We start from the raw sequence: 18,005 nt of genomic DNA on the forward strand, positions 1-18,005 counted from the left end.
CATTCGTTTACTGGATGGACCAGCCACCATCGAGGATGAGCGTCTGACCGGTGGTGTAGTCAGTGACCGGCGAGCAGAGGAAGTAGATGGCTTCTGCCATTTCCTCGAGAGAGCCCATCTTGACCTTGCTGGGGGTACGGCCATATACGTACTCCTGCTGAGCGGGATTGTCTGCGAAGACCTTCTCGACCATCGGGGTCATAACGTAGCCCGGAGCGATGCCGTTGACCTGGATACCATAGGGAGCAAAGTCGACAGCCAGGGAGCGGACCATACCCATGACAGCAGCCTTGGTGATGCTGTAGAGTGCGATGTTCTCCATTGCGGAGATACCACGCTGGGAGGAGATGAGGACCATCTTGCCGCCGTGGCCCTTGTCCTTCATGACGCGTGCAACTGCAGTTGCCAAGAAGAAGTTAGCCTTAGCGTTGACTGCGAAGATCTTGTCCCAGTCTGCTTCGGTCGCATCCATAGCGTTCATACGAGGCAGCGAAATGCCTGCGGTGGAAATGAGCATGTCGATATCGCCGAACTCTTCGAGCGTCTTATCGATCATAGCCTGTACTTGATCGGCCTGAGTACCATCGCATACCATGCCGATGGCGTTGCCGCCAGCTGCGCGGAGCTCTTCAGCGGTGTCGACGCAGATCTGCTCAGGAACGCCGCAGATCATCAGATTTGCGCCTGCTGCGTTGAACAATTCTGCGGTTGCCTTACCGATGCCAGAGCCGCCGCCCATGATGATAGCGGTCTTGCCTGCAAGTTGCTCCTTAGGAGCTTTCGAGAACCAATGTGCCATGTTTACCTTCCTTTTCAATTTACGTTCAGACGCAGTTCCTTGGCTTATTCACAAATGATTTCATTGGCTTTCCCGAGCCACCCTTGTGATGAATAAGTAAGGAGAACGACCCCTGAAACAATTCCCTCCGACTACGTATTTGAGTCTGTTCCCATTATCAAGTTAAAAAATGAACGCGTCCAATAGGCGCGATGGACGAACTCATAGCCTGCGTGAATGATATAGGAAGGGTTTATTGGTTGATATTCTATTCATAGGTTAATTGCTATGAATAGGGGTGATTTGCGCCCCAAAATAGGGAATTCGTCCCATAATTCGCAAGAATCAATATGCAAAGTTCTATAGTTTCAAGTGATGAGGATTCAATGGAAGCAAAGTGCTCGGGCTAAGAACCTATGACTGGCTGAGATTAGCGCTGAGCCCATAGCTAAGGCCAGAGCATAAGCTCAGGCTACGACCGAAGCCGCACGTTATTTGCTATCGAAGCCCGCGCAGGGGATCTTCTCGCGCTTGTAATAGTCTTCGAGCGAGCCCACCTTGCCTGAAGGGAACTGCGCGAACTTATCCGCGAATTCGATGAGCTGGTCGGTCACGCAGCTACGGAACGCCTTTTCCTTGTAGGCCATATAGATGGTATGAAAGGGCTTTGGCGCATCTTCGATGGCCACGGACACGAAACCGCGCGTTTGGATGTCGTCGAGGGTCTCGAGCATGATAGCCACCATGTCGGTCTCGGAGACCACCAGCGATGCGGCACTGATCTCGTCATTGAAAGCTTGCTTGGGGTTCAGGTCGGCACGGCGGAAGATGCCCTCGAGCAGCGTAGATGCGAACGATTCCTTACGATAGGACATGAGCGAATAATCCTTCAGCTCTTCGAGCGTCACGCTCTTGCGTTTAGCCAGTTCATGATTCTCCGAAACACCCACTACCAGGTTCTGGGTGATCATGGGCTCGTAAACGATGTCGCGCTCATCGAGCACCATGCCGCAGAATGCGATATCCAGCTTGCCATCGACCAGGCCTTTGAGGCAATCATAGGTAGTGCCCTGGTGGATATCGAAGTCGATGTTGTCGCCGAATTCCTTGCGGAAGGAACTGAGCAACAGCGGCAGGAAGTTGCGCTGGATAGAGATGACCGCGCCTATGCGGATCTGACCTGAAAGGCCGCTGGAGTAGAGCTTCATCAGATCCACTGCTTTATCGATCTCGGAAAGCGCGATGCATACGTGCTCATTGAATTCTGCGCCATAAGAAGTAAGGCGTACGTTGCGGCCCACGCGCTCGAACAGGGGCACGCCCAGGTCCTTCTCCAAGTTGCCGATAGAATTCGACAGCGAAGGCTGAGTGATGAAGAGCTCTTCTGAGGCTTTACCGTAATGTTCGAGCTCTGCAAGTTTTCGGAAATAATAAAGCTGTGACAAGTTCATATCAGGTCCTCTGATTCAAACATGAAACCAAGTATCGCCATTCGTTTCGATGCGCAAGCCAGCTTCGTATGGACGAAGCTTCAGGTGACGAAACGCTCAGTTGCGAAGCGCCGCGCCCACCGCCTGGGCAAGGAAGACCGCGAGAAGCATCTTCAACAGATCTGGGATGACGAAGGGGGCAACTGCCGCAGCGAATGCCGCGCCAGCAGACAGCTGACCAGCGACCATGAGCCACAGCCAGCCGAAGATATAGTACACAGCCGCGAAGAAGATGCCCACTACGAGGTTTCGCAGGAGGAATCCTTTCTTCACCTGACTGCCAAATAGAGAAACGGAGGTGGTGGAGGCGAAGGCCTTGTGCTTCTCGAGCACTGGGCTTAGGAAGAGCAGCAGAAACGCACCGATGACATAACCCATGATGAAGCCACCCGTGGGACCGAAGACCGCACCCAAACCGCCGCGAAAACCAGTGAATACCGGCAGGCCGATAGCACCGAGCAGCACATAACCGCAGATAGCGATAAGAGCATTGCGTGGGCTCAAGGCGAACAGCGTGAAGAATACTGCAAGCGGTGCGAGCGAAAGCGGAACGGGGCCGATCGGCACTGACACCCATGCGGTGACCGCCATGCAGGCGATGGCTGCCGCACAGTACACGATGGTGTGACTGCGAGACTTCGCATGAACGAGAGCTTCGGACATGTGCGTTCCTTTCTTCAGAGGGAGGCTATCGATTCGCCGTGGACCGATAGCGTTATAACTATAGATGATTTCGATAGGTTATGTATATAGGATCGCCGATTCCCTGTATGAATGGTTGAAGTTGCTAGACAAACTTCTTTGTTGGCAAGCGATATGACAGAATGGAACAATGAGCATCACTGAGATCATATTGCTAGGGCTGGCGCTTTCGATGGATGCGTTCGCGGTCACGCTCTCCAACGCCGTGGCGTTTCGTGGGACGGGACGGGCGCGGCGCTTCTTGATGCCAGTGTTCTTCGGCGTGTTCCAGGCCGTGATGCCCGTGATCGGGTTCTTCCTCGGGTCGCTGGTGAGCGAATGGGTAGACCAGTATGCGGGGCTCATCACATTCGTGATCTTGGGCTTCATCGGCGGCAAGATGATCTGGGATGCGCTGCGTGACAAGGGCGAAGACGAAGAGGGGTCAGGCGCACAGATCACCATTCCCGTGCTGTTCTTCCAGGCTATCGCGACCAGCATCGATGCGCTTGCAGTGGGTGTGAGCTTCGCGATGCTATCGATCAACATCGGGATGGCGGCGAGCATCATCGGCGTGACCACCTTCTTGTGCTGCATCGTAGCGCTGTTCATCCAGAAGGGTGTGGGGCGTGTGCTGGGCGACAAAGCTGCCATCGTCGGCGGCCTGGTCCTGATCGCCATCGGCCTAAAATCCCTCTTCCTCTAACCGGGGACGGGTTCATTTCTGTCCGGGACAGAATTGAACCCGTCCCCGGTTAATGGCGGGTGTGGACTTCGCCAGAATTGGCGGCGATACGGGTACCGTCCTGTTGTTCGAGGATGAGCTCGCCAGTTTCGGAGACACCGATCACCTTACCTGTGTAGAGAGTGGTGCCATCGATGGCCTCGAGCGTGACGGCTTGACCAAGATTGAAGAGTTGCGCGTTGTATTCGGGAATGACCTGAGCGATCCCCTGCTCGAGCCATGCATGATAGAGGCCTTCGATCTGAACTAAGAGCTGAGAGAGCAACTGGTCAAGATCGACCGAGTCCGCAACTATATCAACGAGATACGCCGGGGTATTTTCAGCTGGAGCAACGCTTGTCTGGCTCGCTTCAGGACGTGATATATTGATGCCGATCCCGCAACAAAGCTTCTTGTTGATAGCTTCAAGAGAGATCCCGCACAGTTTACCCACCGCTCCCGCTCGAACAACGAGGATGTCGTTTGGCCATTTGATCTTGATCGCATCACTGCCCGTGAACGCCGCTAGGGCAGACTGTACAGCAAGGGACAACAGAAGGCTGAGCGCAGGAAGATCTGCAAGGGTCTTGCCCGCATTCGCATGAGTTCCCAGCGGGTCGAGGATGAACGAGAAATAGAGACCGCCTTCAGGGCTTGACCAGGTCCTTCCCTGCCGACCATAGGCTGCGGTCTGTCGGCGCGCAACAAAACAAGTACCTTCAGGTTCACCTTGCGCTATAGCTTCTTTGATGCGCGTGTTGGTGGAATCGACTTCATCAAAGGCGCGCACATCCCAAAACCCGCTCGGATCCTTTGGCTGCGAAGCACCGCTTGCCGCAACAGGGTCTAGCACTTCCAGGCCTTACCGTATCTCACCTGCTCTTCGGTGACCGCTTCACCATTTGCAAGTTCGTGCTTCGGGAGCAGTTCCAACAAAGGCTTCACCACGAAATCACGCTCGAGCAAGAGCGGGTGTGGCAAAGTGAGCACTTCCAGATCGGACACATAACCCTGGTAGTCGAGGATATCCAGATCGCACGTGCGCGGGCCATTCTTTTGCGTGCGCACGCGACCAAGGCTGTTCTCGATGGCTTGCAAGTAGCCGAGCAGTTCTTGTGGTGGCAGGCCAGTGCGCATCAGCACGACCGCGTTCACGAAAAGATCCTGATCCTCGAAATACGCGGGCTCGCTTTCGTAATAGCTCGAAATATCGATGATCTGCGTATCGGGCAACATGCACATATCCCCGATAGCTTTATTGAGCATGGCGATCTTGCCTTCGCGCTCTTCCCCTTCATCGGCCACAAGTGCTACGTTGCAACCCATGCCGATGAGCGCATACGGGCGCAGATTCTCTTTCAGAGCTTCTGCGGTGAGTGCCACATTGTGCGTACGAATGACCGAAGCGCCCAGTTCGCAAGCCATGAGCGCTTCAGCAGCTGACGCAGCATCGCGCTCTTTCGGGTCTTCGATATGATAAGCATCGCCGATATAGCTCTTGCGCGAGACCGCCACCATCGTGGGAAAGCCCAAACGATTCAGCTCGTGGAAGTTTCGCATCAGCTCTATGGTCTGCTTGGTGGTCTTGCCGAAACCTGGACCTGGATCAAGGCAGATGCGCGTGCGATCGATGCCATGCGCCATAAGGGCTTCTGCTTGCCCTTTCAGGAAATCGCGCACTTCAGCAACCACGTCATCGTAGTGGGGAGCGTCCTGCATGGTGCGCGGATCGCTACCACCCATATGCATGACCACAAGGCCCGCATCACAATTCGCTGCTACTTCGACCATCGCCTGGTCGCGAAACCCGGTCACGTCATTGATGATAGAAGCACCTGCTTCGACCGCCGCCTGAGCAACCGCAGCATGACGCGTATCGATGCTCACGCAAATGCCCTTTTCAGCGAGTGAGCGCACCACTTCGAGCACGCGCTCTTTCTCTTCAGCCTCTGTAACGGGTTCAGCGCCAGGGCGCGTTGATTCCCCGCCCACATCGATGATGAGCGCACCCTCATCGACCATTGCCAACGCATGAGCGATGGCATCTTCGGTAGATGCATAGGCCCCACCATCGGAAAATGAATCGGGCGTAAGATTCAAGATGCCCATGATAATGGGCATCTTTGCGTCGAAATTGTACTGGGAACATTTCCAGATCATCTAAGCGGTCCTTCGATTATTGGGGCGATCCGTTGCTGTCATCCTTGTTATCAGACTGGATGTCCTTGATCTTCTGCTCAAGACTGTTCAGGAATGCATCGCCTTGTTGTGCGGGCGCATTCTGATCGCTTTCAGGAGCCATGGCTTGAGCGGGCATCACCGGGTCACTGGAAGTTGCCTGGTCGTCCGCCGCGGGAGCTGGCTGAGATGCAGGAGCTTGCGCTTCAGTGGCTTCAGGGGTGGTGACTGCGGTAGTAGTGCCCTCTTTTGGAGCCAGCGTATTAGCCGCCTGTTCCAACGTACCACTCTGTTCGAGCTTCAGATAATCGCTCCACTTGTTGTCGAGCAACGCTTCGCACGCCTCGCCATCGACCGTTTCGCGCTCGAGCAGCACGGTTGCCATCAGGTTCATCTGGTCCTTGCGCGAAGAGAGGATCTCGTAAGCGCGATCATGCGCCTCACGCATGATGCGGGCCACTTCTTCGTCGATGCGACGTGCGGTCTCTTCGGAATAGTCCTGGGTATTGCCGTAGTCACGACCGAGGAATACTTCATGATTCGGCTGGCCGAAGACCTGTACGCCCAGATCAGAGCTCATGCCGTAGTTGGTCACCATGGAGCGAGCCATCTTGGTAGCGCGTTCAAGGTCGTTCGATGCGCCCGTGGTGATATCGTCGCAGAAAATCTCTTCAGCAACACGACCACCCAAGAACACGGCCAGTTCGTCGCGCATTTCGTTGCGCGAATTCAGCACCTTATCTTCATCGGGGATCGAAAGAGTGTAGCCCAATGCGCGACCGCGCGAGATGATAGAGATCTTATGCACGGGATCGGCATTCGGAAGCAAGTGGCCAACGAGCGCATGGCCTGATTCATGGAAAGCGATGGTGCGACGGGTATTCTCGTCCAATACGCGACCCTTGCGTTCGGGACCTGCGATAACACGTTCCATGGATTCGGTGACCTCTTGTTCAGAGATGATGTGCTTATTGCGACGAGCCGAAAGGATCGCGGCTTCATTCAGCAGGTTAGCCAGGTCAGCACCCGTGAAACCAGGGGTGAGCTTGGCCAAGCGCGGCAAGTTCACGTCAGCGGCCAGCGGCTTGTTTTCCGCATGGACCTTCAAGATCTTCTCGCGGCCCTTCACATCGGGAACATCCACGACTATCTGGCGGTCGAAACGACCGGGACGGAGCAGCGCGGGATCGAGCACGTCAGAGCGGTTCGTTGCAGCGATCAGCACGACCGAATCGTTCGCCTCGAAACCATCCATCTCCACGAGCAACTGGTTCAGGGTCTGTTCGCGTTCGTCGTGACCACCGCCAAGACCAGCGCCACGCTGACGACCTACCGCATCGATCTCGTCGATGAAGATGATGGCAGGAGCAGCTTCCTTCGCTTGCTTGAACAGATCGCGTACGCGAGATGCACCGACGCCAACGAACATCTCGACGAAGTCGGAGCCAGAGATGCTGAAGAACGGCACACCTGCCTCGCCTGCGACCGCGCGTGCGAGCAAGGTCTTACCTGTTCCCGGAGGGCCTACGAGCAAGCAACCGCGCGGGATCTTCGCACCCATAGCCTGGTATTTCGCAGGATTATCGAGGAAATCCTTGATCTCTTGCATTTCCTCGACCGCCTCGTCGACACCTGCAACATCAGAGAATTTCACGTCAGGATGTTCCTCGACCGACTTCTTGGCTTTGGCTTTACCGAAGGACATCTGCGAATTGTTCGCCTTGTTCATCTGCGAGAAGAAGAAGAACAGCAGGCCAGCGATGAGCAGGATGGGCAGCAATGAGAGCAGGATCGAACCCCACGGCGAAGGCAGGGTGATGCTGTATTCGATCTCGGGATGAGCCGCCATCAGTTCGCCGAGCGAATCCTGGCCGACCCAGGTGCAGGTGAAGTTATGCTTGCTGCCAAGGGTCTTCGCAGACAAGATGCTGGGCTCGATGGTATCGAGACGCGCACCGTCGACCACCATGGTACCCAGCTGGGAGTTGATAGCTTCGATACCAGTGTTGAAGGCATCAGCTGCGGTAACGCCAGCAGTCTGAGCAGGATAATAGGTGCCCGTGACCGTTTCGCCACCTGCGTCGTACACAACGGTCTCGACGCGACCTTGTTCAACAGCCTGCGTGAATTCCGAAGTGACCAGCGCATCGGTTTGCGTGATGCCGTCTTCGGTGCCCGCGGGCATGCGCGTGATCATCGAGAAGAAGAAGATGGCCACCAACGCGAACACCACGATGGTGACGATATTGATCTGCTTGGGCCTATTAGGCTGCTTGTTCGATGACTTGTTGTTCTTTGAGCTTGGATCCTGTGTCATAAAGTTGCGTTCCTTGCGTTTTACGTTCTTTCTTACGATGCATCGACGACCACGCTTGAGCGCAGGACGCCGATATACGGTAGGTTTCGGTAATGCTCTGCGTAATCCATCCCGTAACCCACCACGAATTCATCGGGGCATTCGAACCCAACATACTTGCACGGAAGATCGGGTTGACCAGGGATATCCTTGCGCAGAAGCGCAGCGATCGAAAGCGAGGCAGGTTTGCGCGACTCCAGATTGTCGAGAAGATAGCGCAGCGTCAGGCCGCTGTCGATGATGTCTTCCGCAATAAGAACGTGACGGCCAGATATGTCGGTGGTCAAGTCCTTCTGGATACGCACGATGCCCGAGCTCTTCGCCGCTTTGCCATAAGAAGAGATAGCCATGAAATCCATCTCGAGCGGAAGATCGATCTTGCGGACAAGATCGGCCATGTAGACGGCCGCACCGCGCAAGATCGAGACGACTACCAGATCCTTACCGGCATAGTCGTTCGTGATGGCAGCACCGATTTCGCTCACTCGAGCGCGAAGCTGATCTTCAGTGAACAACACACGCTCAAGATCGGGATGAATTCCTTGCACCGTTCCTCTTTCGTGGCAAACTGTTTACCCGTGCATAAACGTATAGGTAAGTGTATCAAAAGCTCTATGGGGAATGACCACGAGAAACCTTGCACGGCGCAATTCCGAGAAATACGCACCATTTCTTCACGTGATATACGAACTGGGGACTGTGAGCGTGGGGTGAGGGTACTAGGCAAGGGTCTCGGATTCACCCGTTTCGCTGTTCGCCTTCAGCTCATGCGCTGCACTGCCTCATGCTTTGTTCATGCGAAAGCAACCCTATGGGTTACTTTCTGCTTTTCAAGTTAGTGTTCAGAGTGAATCTACGACCCTTACCTAGTACCCTCACCCCACGCTCACAGCGGGTGCGCTTATTGGTCGGTCTTGGTGGAGACTTGGATGGGAACTTCGGTGTTGAGCAGGTCGGGGAAATTCTCGAGGAGCTTATCGACCGGCAGGCCGACGATATTGTTATAGTCGCCTTCGTACTTCTCGACCAGATCGCCGCCTCTGCCTTGGATGCCATAAGCGCCCGCTTTGTCGATGGTCTCGCCAGTAGCTACGTAAGCGTTGATGTCTTCGTCGGTCAGATCTTTGAACGTGACATAACTGGTCTCGGAGAAAGTGCGGAATCCGATGGACACATTACCATCGCCGCCGTTCTCTTCAGTTTCGTTGAGCAGCATCATCCAAACTGAAACCCCTGTGATGACCTGGTGCGTTCTGCCAGAGAGCTTGCGAAGCATCTCGCGAGCATGGTCAGCAGAATAAGGCTTGCCCAGCATCTCGCCATCGAGCACCACCATGGTGTCGGCGCCGATCACAATACCAAGACCGACGGGGTTCTGTGCGAGCACTTCCTGAACCACGGCGCCAGCTTTGCGCTCAGCCAGCTTCTTCACGGCCTCTTCAGGGTTTGCGAGTAGGTCGGGTTCGAGCGTCTCGTCCACTTCGGTCGAGCCGGTGAACGCAACGAACTTCACGCCCGCTTCTTCGAGCAGCTGTTTGCGGCGCGGCGATTTGGACGCGAGGATGATGTTGATCGGCATGGTGGGTTGCTGTGCCATGATTGCTCCTTATATGCAGTGCGCTTCGGGCGCTCGGCGGTTAGTGGTCGCGCTTGCGACGGGCACGAAATCGAACCATCGGCTCTATGAGAACGCCCTGTTTGTTCGCACTTATTGCAAGGTCACCCTGAATATTAACAACATAGCCACCGATCGGCACGCCTTGACGGTCAAAGGCCTGAAGCACCGCATCAACAGCAGCGGCTTCGATGCGCCCTTCGGCACCGATCATGGCTTCAAGGATGCGGCGGATAGCGCGACGCTGAATGGGGAGTGCCAGCTGACCGAACGAGGGCTCCAACTTGAAGAAGCCATCCCCTTCTTCCACGTTATCTGCGATCGCCTCTTCGGCGAGCTGTTCCATGAAATCATCTTCATCGCCGATCAGGTTCATGGTGCGACAGAGCGTATCGAGCAACTGCGGGTTCTGCTCCTTGGCAGCAGGAACGATGGTGTGACGCACATAAGCGCGGAATCGATCGGTATGAGCATTCGTGGCGTCTTCGCGCCAAAGATCGCCCGCTTCATCACGCACCACCAGTTCGCCACACGCGGCGCGGTCTTCCAGATAGGCACGAAGAGCCTCGCGAGAAATATCGAGCAGCGGTCGCACGACTGGACCATTCTGATAGCGCATCGAGCGAAAGCCGCCTGGACCCGTGCCCTTGATGGAGCGCATGTAGAAGTTCTCGACGCGATCATCCTGCGTATGAGCCGTAAGGATACGGCCCTCTGCCAGCGGCAACGCATTATGGAAGCACATGCTCTCGAGCGCTTCGTGCGCCGCAAGATAGCGCTCTTGACGTCCGATAGCTTCGATGTTGCCACCCGCTTCTCGTGCGAGCAGCGCCACGTCCACCTCGCAGCAGAAGAATGGCAGATCGAGCGCTTCAGCCAGCGCAGCCACGAAGCGCATGTCCGCTTCGGCCTCTTCGCCACGCAATTTGTGATTCACGTGCAGGCAAGCGAGCGGGCCGATGAGCCCGCGTTCATGCAAGTCGCGTGCGATATAGGCGAGCGCAGTAGAATCCGACCCACCCGACACCATCAGCAGAGCTGGTGAAGCAGGGTTGAATAGGTCGTGGTCGGTCACGGTTCGTTCGATGGTATCGAGCATCGCATCTCTCTCTTACAGATTGTTTTCAGTTCTGAACTGCTTAGGTCTATTGTGTCGCGCTCGCGTATCCTAAGGAAGCGATCTCATAAGAACGACAGAAGAAAGAGGGTGATCGCCATGAATTTTGTTCTCCGTACGATCGGCATCTTCGTTGCTGTAGCTGTTGCTGTTTGGCTCGTGCCTGGCATCGAGATCGGTGGCGAGGCTTCAACATGGGCCAGCGTGTTGGTCATCTCGTTGATCATCGCGCTCTTGAATATGACCATCAAACCGATCTTGCAAGTACTCGGGCTGCCCATCACCGTTATTACGCTGGGCATCTTCTACCTGGTCATCAACACAGCACTGCTGTATCTGGCGTCTTGGCTGGTAGGAACGCTGTTCGGTATCGATTTCTATATCGCAACCTTCGGATCAGGATTCGTTGCGAGCATCGTCATCTCCATCGTTTCGAGCATTCTCAATGGGGTACTTGGAGCGAACGAATACTAGGCCCTGGGGTGCTGCGGATGTAGGGCAAGGGCGCATAATTTACCCGCTACCCTACTCGCCCTATCGGGCTCGTGCGGTCGCTCTCCAGCTTCATTTACGCGAACCCAGCCAAGCTGGGTTCTCTTTTTTTGCTTGCTATACGAAGTAAATTTTGCACCCTTGCCCTACATCCGCAGCACTACACACGATCGATCTCGGTACTTTCCTGTCCCCAAAGTGTCCGACCGAAGGGCGTTAAAAAAGCTCCCGAATTGGGAGCTTTTTTAATGGGCTTATCCTTGTGCGCTCAGGATTATTCAGCAGGAGCAGAATAGGAGCGGGAAGCGCATTCCTGGTCGAGGTCGTAGAGCGCCTTCGCATCGCCACCGAAGAGCTTCATGCGGGTGACCATGGTGTCTGCGGTGTCTTCCTCTTCGCCCTGTTCTTCGATGAACCACTCGAGGAACTGCATGGTACGGTAATCCTTCACATCTGCAGCCGCAGAATAGATATCATTGATCAGCGAAGTGACATATTTCTCGTGCTCGAGCGCTGCCTCCAGCGGACCGATGAAGTCGGTAAAGGTCTTATTGGGCTGATCGATAGCCTTCAGCTGGATCTTCTGGCTGTTCTCCTGAAGGTACGCGATGAATTTCAACGCATGATCGCGCTCTTCCTGAGCCTGGATCATGTACCAATTCGCGAAACCGCTCAGGCCTTCGTATTCGTAGTAATTCGCAAAATCCATGTACAGATATGCGGAATAGAGCTCTTTGTTGATCTGGTCGTTGAGCAATTCATAGACTTTCTTATCCATGCCGTGCCCTTCCTTTCATCTTCGGCGCGCTCATGCGCGCGACAACGGTCGAATGCTCCAACCATAATACAACCGAACGCCACCACGCATTAGCTATAATTAGGATGATGTAATGAAGGCGTTGATTTGAAAGGAAGCTCATGGGAGAGGCCAAACGCACGAGCGAGCCAACTGGCGATACGGCGCAGAACACCCCTGGGCGCAAAGCCGCTTCGAAGGCCAATCAACGTCAAGTCATCACTGATGCCGCCAGCAAACTATTCCAAGAACAAGGTTATCGCAAGACCTCTTTGAGCGAGATCGCACGTCAGGTAGGGCTCGATCAATCGTCGCTCTATTATTGGTTCCCTTCAAAAGAGGCGATCTTCGAAGCACTCTTCGATGCGAACCGCGCAGTTCCTATCATCAAGCGCGTTAAAGAAGAGGTGGACGATCGCGTAGTTCAGCTCTATATGCTGATCGCTTATGACGTTATCCGTAAATGCGAGCTGCCCTTCGACTTCGTCGAACTGGAGAGCCTCGTAAGCGAACATCCTGAGAAATACCAGGGACTGATCGAAGGCTATCGCGAATACTATCAGGCCTTCGTCGATGTGATCGAGCTCGGCATCGAAGAAGGCGTATTCCGCGAATGCCCTGCCGACGAGCAGGCCGTTACCATCCTTTCGGTCAACGAAGGATTGCAGCACCATTTCCACGCGAACGTACGGGGTGAACTGCTGCTGATCCCTTGTGGCTACAAGGTGAAGCACCACAGTCCTGAGGCTGTTGGATTCATGGCAGCGCGCACCATCATACCGGGTATGCTGACCACGCCCGAAGATGTGAGAGCGATCCGCGACCGCGCCGTTGCTAAGCTTGCAGAAATGGGCTTTTAGGCGAACTGGTCGAAGCTCAGATCCTCGAAGCTTCGTATTGCGATGGTTGCATGATCGGACCACTGTTCGAACGGGATCCCTTCATGCGCATCGAACACTCCCACTGTTGGATAGCCTGCTTCTCTAAGCGCATGAAGCGCGTAGAGCGAATCATCGAAACCCCAGGTCTGATCTTTGGATGTGCCCAGCAATTCGCGCGCATGATGATAGATGTGCGGCTCACGTTTAGAGTGGCCGATATCTTCTACTGAGATGATCTGCGAAAAATAAGGCAGCAATCCCGTGCCCTTCAGTGCCGTTTGCAAATAGAGCTGCGGACTTGAAGATGCCACGGCCAGCTCAACGCCACGACGCTTACATTCTTCCAGGAACGCCTCTACGCCAGGCAGAACGCGGACCGAAGTCGAAAGGAAATCGACCATATAGTCGTCGATGGTCGCGCGCACGGCAGCGGCGCTCTCACCTAAGCCATGTTCGGTGTGAAACCATGCGGCGGTCTCGTCGAGCGTAAAAGTGGTGAGCTTACGGCGGTCTTCGGGCGTTACCTCGATATGAGCATCAGCCGCAAGCGACCCTTCAAGGCTTCGCCAAGCATCGAGCGAATCGACGATCGTGCCATCAAAATCGATGATAGCGCCTGATAGTGCCATTATTCGTAGTCTTTTTTCAGTGCAGCGAATGCGGGGATGGAGCGTTCGATGGTGTCCTGAGCGATGCAATAGCCTGCACGCACCCAGCCTCCCACACCGAAGCTGTCGGAAGGAACCAGCAACAGTTCGTGTTCCTTCGCTTTATTGGAGAAAGCCTGCGCATCGGGCTCGAGTGCCTTGATCCACAGATAGAACGCACCGTCAGGAGCGATGTATTCGTAACCCAGTTCGTCAAGCGCGCTCGTAAGGATCTGGCGGTTCACTGCATACGCTTCAACATTGGTGGGTTCATCGACCACGCGCTCGATGATCCTCTGGAAGAAGACTGGCGCACAGATATAGCCCAATGAGCGACCTGCACCACAGACTGCCAGGTAGACCGCTCGAGCATCATCCACTTCATCGGGAACGAGCACGTATCCGATACGATCGCCTGGGAGCGAAAGTGACTTGGACCAGGAATAACACACGAGCGTGTTGTTGTAGATCGCGGGAACCCACGGCACTTCAACGCCATAGGTGAGCTCGCGGTAAGGCTCATCGGAGATAAGGTAGATGGGATGACCGAAGGTCTTCTCCGCATCCTTGAGCACAGCAGCTAGGCCCTCAAGGGTCTCACGCGTATAGACCGTACCGACTGGGTTGTTCGGCGTGTTGATGACCACCGCCTTGGTCTTGGTGGTGATAGCAGCTTTCAGTGCATCAAGGTCGATCTGGAAATTGTCCTCGCGCGCGGGAACTTCGACGCACACGCCGCCCGCGAACTCGATCCACACACGATATTCAGGGAAGTAGGGTGAGATGACGATGACCTCGTCACCTGGGTTGACCAGCGCCGTGAAGCACGCGGAAAGACACGCGGCCGCGCCCATGGTCAAGTAGAAGTTATCGGCCGTGTATGAAGTACCGAAACGCTTGTTGAGGTTCTCAGCGATGGCCGCGCGCGTAGATTCAAGGCCCTGAGCAGCAGAATAAGCATGCAGTTCAGCAGGCGGAACATCGGCCAAATCGCGAATAGCTTGTGCGACCGAGTCGGGCGCTGGGACCGAAGGATTGCCGATGCTGAAGTCGAATACGTTATCATCACCGATCTGCGCCTTGCGCTCCATGCCATAAGCGAAAAGCTCGCGGATCGCCGAGGGGGCGCTTCCCAGGTTGTACATGGTTTCGTTATGCATCGCATCCGCCTTCATTTGCTCATTGAAATAACCGTATGACTATTATGGCAGAAATCGTTGCGTACGGCGCGCAGCAGCGGCGATTCGGGCGTGGCTTGCTTGCGCTGCGGACTTAATCCGTTATAATTAGTTTCCGCGCCCGAGTGGCGGAACGGCAGACGCGGCGGTCTCAAAAACCGTTGTCGAAAGACGTGCGAGTTCAAATCTCGCCTCGGGCACCAGTTGCATTGAAAGCTCTCATTCGGGAGCTTTTTTTATTGGCCTGAAGGGGACCGGGGAAGATCACAATTTACCCGCTACCCTGCTCATGATTGTGCTCATGATTGGGAACGGGTTCATTTTTTTATCCCGGACAGTTTGGGGACAGGCTCAGATGTTCGAATAGAAAGTTGAACCTGTCCCTATTTTGTCCCGGACAAAAATGAACCCGTCCCCAATCATTCGTGCGGTCGCTCTCCTGTTCTGTTTTTTCAAGTTTGCTATGCGAAGTAAATTCCGACATTCCCCGGTCTCCTCCAGACCGTGCACTAGTGCCAACTCTCGAACAAGCGCTGTTGGTGCCGTGACCGCGACGTGATCTGAAACTTATAGGGTGATCAAGAAACCAAGGCTCAAGGCGGGGCCGAAAGGGAACGTGTTGTCTTGACGGCAAATACGGAAATAGGCCGCCAAGATCAACGCTGCAAACGAAGCCACGAATAGTGCCGCAAGAGCTTGATCGAAGCTCAAGAACAGACAACAAGCTGCGATCAGCTTCACATCGCCAAGACCGAGTGCATCGGTGTGCGTGAATCGACCTGCCAGTGCTCGTGCCACAAGAACACCAGTCGTGAAAGCAAGGGAAACCAAGATCGAACGACCAAATAGGTGAAGCGCATAGACGCCTTCCGTGAATAGTCCTATCCCAAGCATGACCAGGCGTAAAGCAATCAACCCTAAGACCAGAACATTAGGGATACGACGAGTCTGCCAATCTATGAAGGCAACCGCGATCAAAATGATCGCCACTCCCCCATTCACCAGAAGGTTCGCCAGCTCGTAGGGTGAAGACGCAGACATCTTGTTCCTTTCCGCGCCTGCCGCAAAACAAAACGGGAGGCGCCGCATTCTGAGCACCTCCCGTTATTGTGTTGTCGTACCGTGCGGCTTTCCGTTGCCGCGCATCTTAGAGACCAGCTCTTAGAGGCTGAAGTCCTTTTCGCCGTTGAAGACTGCGAGTGCATCTTCTGCGGTGTAGTCCGCCAAGGTGATGGCAGAGATAGCCTTGGTCAGGCGCACCGCTTCATCAAGGGAACGCATGTGGATGTTACGGCCCGTTGCGTTACCGCAAGCGCCACCAACATGGATCTGATCGTAAAGATCGGACAGGAAGACCGAAGCATCAGCCTTGGAACCGCCTGCACAAACCAGGCCCGTACGGCCAGCAGCGGTAGAAGCGATCTTCAGGTTCTGAGCGGAAGTGTGACCATCGGTTGCCTTCGGAGGATTCACCTTCACGAAGTCCGCACCCAGGCAGAGCGCAACACCAGCAGCGCCTGCGATAAGATCGGGATCCTTCTCGTCCGGCACAGCCTTGCCGCGCGGATAGATCCACAGAACCACGAGCAAGCCCTGGGCGTGAGCCTCAGCGATGAGTTCGCCTGCTTCAGCCATCATGGTAGATTCATATTCAGAACCCAGGTAGATGGTGTAGCCCAGACCAACGATGTTCACGCCAGCTTCGCGCATAGCGAGCACTGCTTCCAGATCGTAGAGCTGAGGAGAATAGGGATCGTCCTGATCGCCCTTCACCAAGTTGGTCTTGGAGTTCATCTTCACGATGTAGTTGATCTCGGGATAGTCTGCTGCGTACTGAGCGATAAGACCGCGCTGACCAGCGAGCACACCGATGGTGCCCTGGCTGCCGATCTCGAAGAGGTGCTCAGGGTTCAGGTCGGAGGGGTCGATGCCCTCACCATAGAAGTCCTTGTTCAGGTGCTCGATCTTCTGATCGCATGCAAAGAGCATGAGACGGCCCGTACCACGGGTTGCCTTCATGTAGTTCTCGATGTAATTTTCACGAGCTTCAGGCATGACGTCCATAGGGACTTTGACCTGATCGCGAGTAATGGTAGGCATATCTTCCTCCTTGTTGAGCATTCGCATGATTGCTGAAATGTTGCAATTCATTATAGCGTAAAAGCGCGGGTAACCTCGGTTTCGTTAATCCTTGGCGCCCTTGTCCGTGTCGCCCTCGAGCGCCTTCTTGTATTCGTCCTTGAAAGCCGAGAACATCCCGCGCGTCTTCGAAAGCTGAACACCCAGGTTGTAGGCGCCTTTGTTCACTGCGTCACCTGCTTTTTGGGCAGCTTCTGTGGCCTTGGGCTTCACCTTTTCATTCACGGTATCCTTGACGTTGTCCTTAACGGTACCGACCTTATGAGCCACCACCGCAGCACCAGCGCCAGCCTTTTCAGCCATGCCACCGCTACGCTCGATCGAAAGCGCTTCTGGAGAGACAACGATGGCACCGCGGAAGAAGTCGTCTTCGGAGACCTTCGAAAGATTGTCTCCTATACCGATCTGGAAACCTTCGATAAGACCGGCAGGAAGTTCGGATTCGCCCAGCAGGAAGTCAGCCGAAGCACCCTTGTCGATCTTGAGCGAGATGACCTCGCCCGTCTTCGCATCGAACGAGACATCACCCACGTATCCTAGACGCTCTTCCTTGGCGGTCATCAAGGGAAGGCCCTGCCAGATGACGCATTCATCCCACGAAACGCCCAGGCGCTTGCACGCCGCCCGACCCGTGGACTGACTGTCGTCGTTGATCATGACCACGCCATCGACCACCTGATAGCCATCGAGCGCTACGAACACATCTGAGCGATGGAACATGAGCGCCGCATCAGGGCGCTTCACCGCGAACCCGATGATCCTATGTTCGGACGGATGGAAGATGAAGTGGCGCACGCGGCCGATGCGCTTGCCTGGCTTCTTCGCGTGCTCAACGCGCACTCCCACCAATTCACGTGTTGTATAGATATCTTTCATAGCCCCTCAATGGACGATAAGGCACTCCGAAGAGCGCCTTATCGATTCAAAACAGAG

Annotated in this window: 18 protein-coding genes and 1 tRNA gene; 4 read left to right on the top strand and 15 right to left on the bottom strand. The window is 54.9% G+C overall.

Annotation, left to right across the window (positions count from 1 at the left end):
- Window positions 1–7: 7 nt before the first annotated feature.
- The 3 genes from NFR25_RS01345 to NFR25_RS01355 all read right to left on the bottom strand — a co-directional run bounded on the left by NFR25_RS01345 (window position 8) and on the right by NFR25_RS01355 (window position 2,931).
- Window positions 8–799, bottom strand: a complete 792-nt coding sequence (locus NFR25_RS01345; protein WP_251197456.1) for an SDR family NAD(P)-dependent oxidoreductase — start codon at window positions 797–799, stop codon at window positions 8–10.
- A gap of 470 nt (window positions 800–1,269) precedes the next feature.
- A complete protein-coding gene (locus NFR25_RS01350; protein ID WP_251197457.1) occupies window positions 1,270–2,229 on the bottom strand; it encodes a LysR family transcriptional regulator in 960 nt (319 codons plus the stop codon).
- Window positions 2,230–2,325: 96 nt separating this feature from the next.
- Window positions 2,326–2,931 (bottom strand): biotin transporter BioY, encoded by a 606-nt coding sequence (locus NFR25_RS01355; RefSeq protein WP_251197458.1) that lies wholly within the window; start codon window positions 2,929–2,931, stop codon window positions 2,326–2,328.
- A 169-nt stretch (window positions 2,932–3,100) separates the two neighbouring features.
- On the opposite strand from NFR25_RS01355, the gene NFR25_RS01360 reads away from it, so the two are divergent.
- Window positions 3,101–3,655: a manganese efflux pump MntP gene (locus tag NFR25_RS01360; protein WP_251197459.1), complete on the top strand. Its 555-nt coding sequence runs from the start codon at window positions 3,101–3,103 to the stop codon at window positions 3,653–3,655.
- Between the two features lie 49 nt (window positions 3,656–3,704).
- Here NFR25_RS01360 and NFR25_RS01365 read toward each other — a convergent pair whose 3' ends face one another.
- The 6 genes from NFR25_RS01365 to tilS all read right to left on the bottom strand — a co-directional run bounded on the left by NFR25_RS01365 (window position 3,705) and on the right by tilS (window position 10,921).
- The gene (locus NFR25_RS01365) at window positions 3,705–4,526 is read right to left on the bottom strand and encodes a biotin--[acetyl-CoA-carboxylase] ligase (RefSeq protein ID WP_251197460.1); all 822 of its coding nucleotides are present in this window, start codon (window positions 4,524–4,526) and stop codon (window positions 3,705–3,707) included.
- On the bottom strand, window positions 4,520–5,833 hold the full coding sequence (gene folP / locus NFR25_RS01370) for a dihydropteroate synthase (protein WP_251197461.1): 1,314 nt from the start codon (window positions 5,831–5,833) through the stop codon (window positions 4,520–4,522). The genes NFR25_RS01365 and folP overlap by 7 nt, the downstream gene beginning before the upstream one ends.
- A gap of 16 nt (window positions 5,834–5,849) precedes the next feature.
- Complete coding sequence (ftsH, locus tag NFR25_RS01375; RefSeq protein WP_251197462.1) at window positions 5,850–8,168, bottom strand: ATP-dependent zinc metalloprotease FtsH; 2,319 nt, start codon at window positions 8,166–8,168, stop codon at window positions 5,850–5,852.
- A gap of 32 nt (window positions 8,169–8,200) precedes the next feature.
- Window positions 8,201–8,755: a hypoxanthine phosphoribosyltransferase gene (gene hpt / locus NFR25_RS01380; protein ID WP_420840595.1), complete on the bottom strand. Its 555-nt coding sequence runs from the start codon at window positions 8,753–8,755 to the stop codon at window positions 8,201–8,203.
- 353 nt (window positions 8,756–9,108) lie between these two features.
- Window positions 9,109–9,804: a Maf family protein gene (locus NFR25_RS01385; RefSeq protein ID WP_251197463.1), complete on the bottom strand. Its 696-nt coding sequence runs from the start codon at window positions 9,802–9,804 to the stop codon at window positions 9,109–9,111.
- A gap of 40 nt (window positions 9,805–9,844) precedes the next feature.
- The gene (tilS, locus tag NFR25_RS01390) at window positions 9,845–10,921 is read right to left on the bottom strand and encodes a tRNA lysidine(34) synthetase TilS (RefSeq protein WP_251197464.1); all 1,077 of its coding nucleotides are present in this window, start codon (window positions 10,919–10,921) and stop codon (window positions 9,845–9,847) included.
- A 117-nt stretch (window positions 10,922–11,038) separates the two neighbouring features.
- On the opposite strand from tilS, the gene NFR25_RS01395 reads away from it, so the two are divergent.
- Window positions 11,039–11,413: a phage holin family protein gene (locus tag NFR25_RS01395; RefSeq protein WP_251197465.1), complete on the top strand. Its 375-nt coding sequence runs from the start codon at window positions 11,039–11,041 to the stop codon at window positions 11,411–11,413.
- A 292-nt stretch (window positions 11,414–11,705) separates the two neighbouring features.
- Here the strand turns inward: NFR25_RS01395 and NFR25_RS01400 are convergent, their stop codons facing one another.
- On the bottom strand, window positions 11,706–12,209 hold the full coding sequence (locus tag NFR25_RS01400; RefSeq protein ID WP_251197466.1) for a ferritin: 504 nt from the start codon (window positions 12,207–12,209) through the stop codon (window positions 11,706–11,708).
- 140 nt (window positions 12,210–12,349) lie between these two features.
- Between NFR25_RS01400 and NFR25_RS01405 the strand changes: the two genes are divergently transcribed.
- Entirely contained in the window at window positions 12,350–13,087 is a 738-nt protein-coding gene (locus NFR25_RS01405) for a TetR/AcrR family transcriptional regulator (protein ID WP_251197467.1), read from the top strand.
- On the opposite strand, the gene NFR25_RS01410 is transcribed toward NFR25_RS01405, so the two are convergent.
- Both NFR25_RS01410 and NFR25_RS01415 read right to left on the bottom strand, forming a co-directional pair.
- Window positions 13,084–13,737 (bottom strand): HAD family hydrolase, encoded by a 654-nt coding sequence (locus NFR25_RS01410; RefSeq protein ID WP_251197468.1) that lies wholly within the window; start codon window positions 13,735–13,737, stop codon window positions 13,084–13,086. The two genes, NFR25_RS01405 and NFR25_RS01410, sit on opposite strands and share 4 nt — an antisense overlap.
- Window positions 13,737–14,915, bottom strand: a complete 1,179-nt coding sequence (locus NFR25_RS01415) for a pyridoxal phosphate-dependent aminotransferase (protein ID WP_251197469.1) — start codon at window positions 14,913–14,915, stop codon at window positions 13,737–13,739. Before NFR25_RS01415 ends, NFR25_RS01410 begins: the two co-directional genes overlap by 1 nt.
- Before the next feature lie 137 nt (window positions 14,916–15,052).
- On the opposite strand from NFR25_RS01415, the gene NFR25_RS01420 reads away from it, so the two are divergent.
- Window positions 15,053–15,136: transfer RNA gene (locus tag NFR25_RS01420), tRNA-Leu, on the top strand.
- A gap of 364 nt (window positions 15,137–15,500) precedes the next feature.
- Here the strand turns inward: NFR25_RS01420 and NFR25_RS01425 are convergent.
- From NFR25_RS01425 to NFR25_RS01435, 3 genes are all read right to left on the bottom strand, one after another.
- The gene (locus tag NFR25_RS01425; protein ID WP_251197470.1) at window positions 15,501–15,974 is read right to left on the bottom strand and encodes a prepilin peptidase; all 474 of its coding nucleotides are present in this window, start codon (window positions 15,972–15,974) and stop codon (window positions 15,501–15,503) included.
- A 120-nt stretch (window positions 15,975–16,094) separates the two neighbouring features.
- The gene (locus NFR25_RS01430) at window positions 16,095–17,033 is read right to left on the bottom strand and encodes a beta/alpha barrel domain-containing protein (protein ID WP_251197471.1); all 939 of its coding nucleotides are present in this window, start codon (window positions 17,031–17,033) and stop codon (window positions 16,095–16,097) included.
- 84 nt (window positions 17,034–17,117) lie between these two features.
- Entirely contained in the window at window positions 17,118–17,948 is an 831-nt protein-coding gene (locus NFR25_RS01435; protein ID WP_251197472.1) for a PRC-barrel domain-containing protein, read from the bottom strand.
- Window positions 17,949–18,005: the final 57 nt, after the last annotated feature.

The sequence above is a fragment of the Anaerotardibacter muris genome, assembly GCF_943192915.1.
Classification (GTDB): Bacteria; Actinomycetota; Coriobacteriia; order Coriobacteriales; family Eggerthellaceae; genus Anaerotardibacter; species Anaerotardibacter muris.

Excerpts from the sequence above, each read along its gene's own strand:
- NFR25_RS01350 (WP_251197457.1), bottom strand. The coding sequence starts at position 2,229 with ATGAACTTGTCACAGCTTTATTATTTCCGAAAACTTGCAGAGCTCGAA.
- NFR25_RS01405 (WP_251197467.1), top strand. The coding sequence starts at position 12,350 with ATGGGAGAGGCCAAACGCACGAGCGAGCCAACTGGCGATACGGCGCAG.
- NFR25_RS01400 (WP_251197466.1), bottom strand. The coding sequence starts at position 12,209 with ATGGATAAGAAAGTCTATGAATTGCTCAACGACCAGATCAACAAAGAG.
- folP (WP_251197461.1), bottom strand. The coding sequence starts at position 5,833 with ATGATCTGGAAATGTTCCCAGTACAATTTCGACGCAAAGATGCCCATT.
- NFR25_RS01425 (WP_251197470.1), bottom strand. The coding sequence starts at position 15,974 with ATGTCTGCGTCTTCACCCTACGAGCTGGCGAACCTTCTGGTGAATGGG.
- tilS (WP_251197464.1), bottom strand. The coding sequence starts at position 10,921 with ATGCTCGATACCATCGAACGAACCGTGACCGACCACGACCTATTCAAC.
- NFR25_RS01415 (WP_251197469.1), bottom strand. The coding sequence starts at position 14,915 with ATGCATAACGAAACCATGTACAACCTGGGAAGCGCCCCCTCGGCGATC.
- ftsH (WP_251197462.1), bottom strand. The coding sequence starts at position 8,168 with ATGACACAGGATCCAAGCTCAAAGAACAACAAGTCATCGAACAAGCAG.
- NFR25_RS01430 (WP_251197471.1), bottom strand. The coding sequence starts at position 17,033 with ATGCCTACCATTACTCGCGATCAGGTCAAAGTCCCTATGGACGTCATG.
- NFR25_RS01355 (WP_251197458.1), bottom strand. The coding sequence starts at position 2,931 with ATGTCCGAAGCTCTCGTTCATGCGAAGTCTCGCAGTCACACCATCGTG.
- NFR25_RS01410 (WP_251197468.1), bottom strand. The coding sequence starts at position 13,737 with ATGGCACTATCAGGCGCTATCATCGATTTTGATGGCACGATCGTCGAT.
- NFR25_RS01435 (WP_251197472.1), bottom strand. The coding sequence starts at position 17,948 with ATGAAAGATATCTATACAACACGTGAATTGGTGGGAGTGCGCGTTGAG.
- NFR25_RS01385 (WP_251197463.1), bottom strand. The coding sequence starts at position 9,804 with ATGGCACAGCAACCCACCATGCCGATCAACATCATCCTCGCGTCCAAA.
- NFR25_RS01360 (WP_251197459.1), top strand. The coding sequence starts at position 3,101 with ATGAGCATCACTGAGATCATATTGCTAGGGCTGGCGCTTTCGATGGAT.
- NFR25_RS01345 (WP_251197456.1), bottom strand. The coding sequence starts at position 799 with ATGGCACATTGGTTCTCGAAAGCTCCTAAGGAGCAACTTGCAGGCAAG.
- NFR25_RS01395 (WP_251197465.1), top strand. The coding sequence starts at position 11,039 with ATGAATTTTGTTCTCCGTACGATCGGCATCTTCGTTGCTGTAGCTGTT.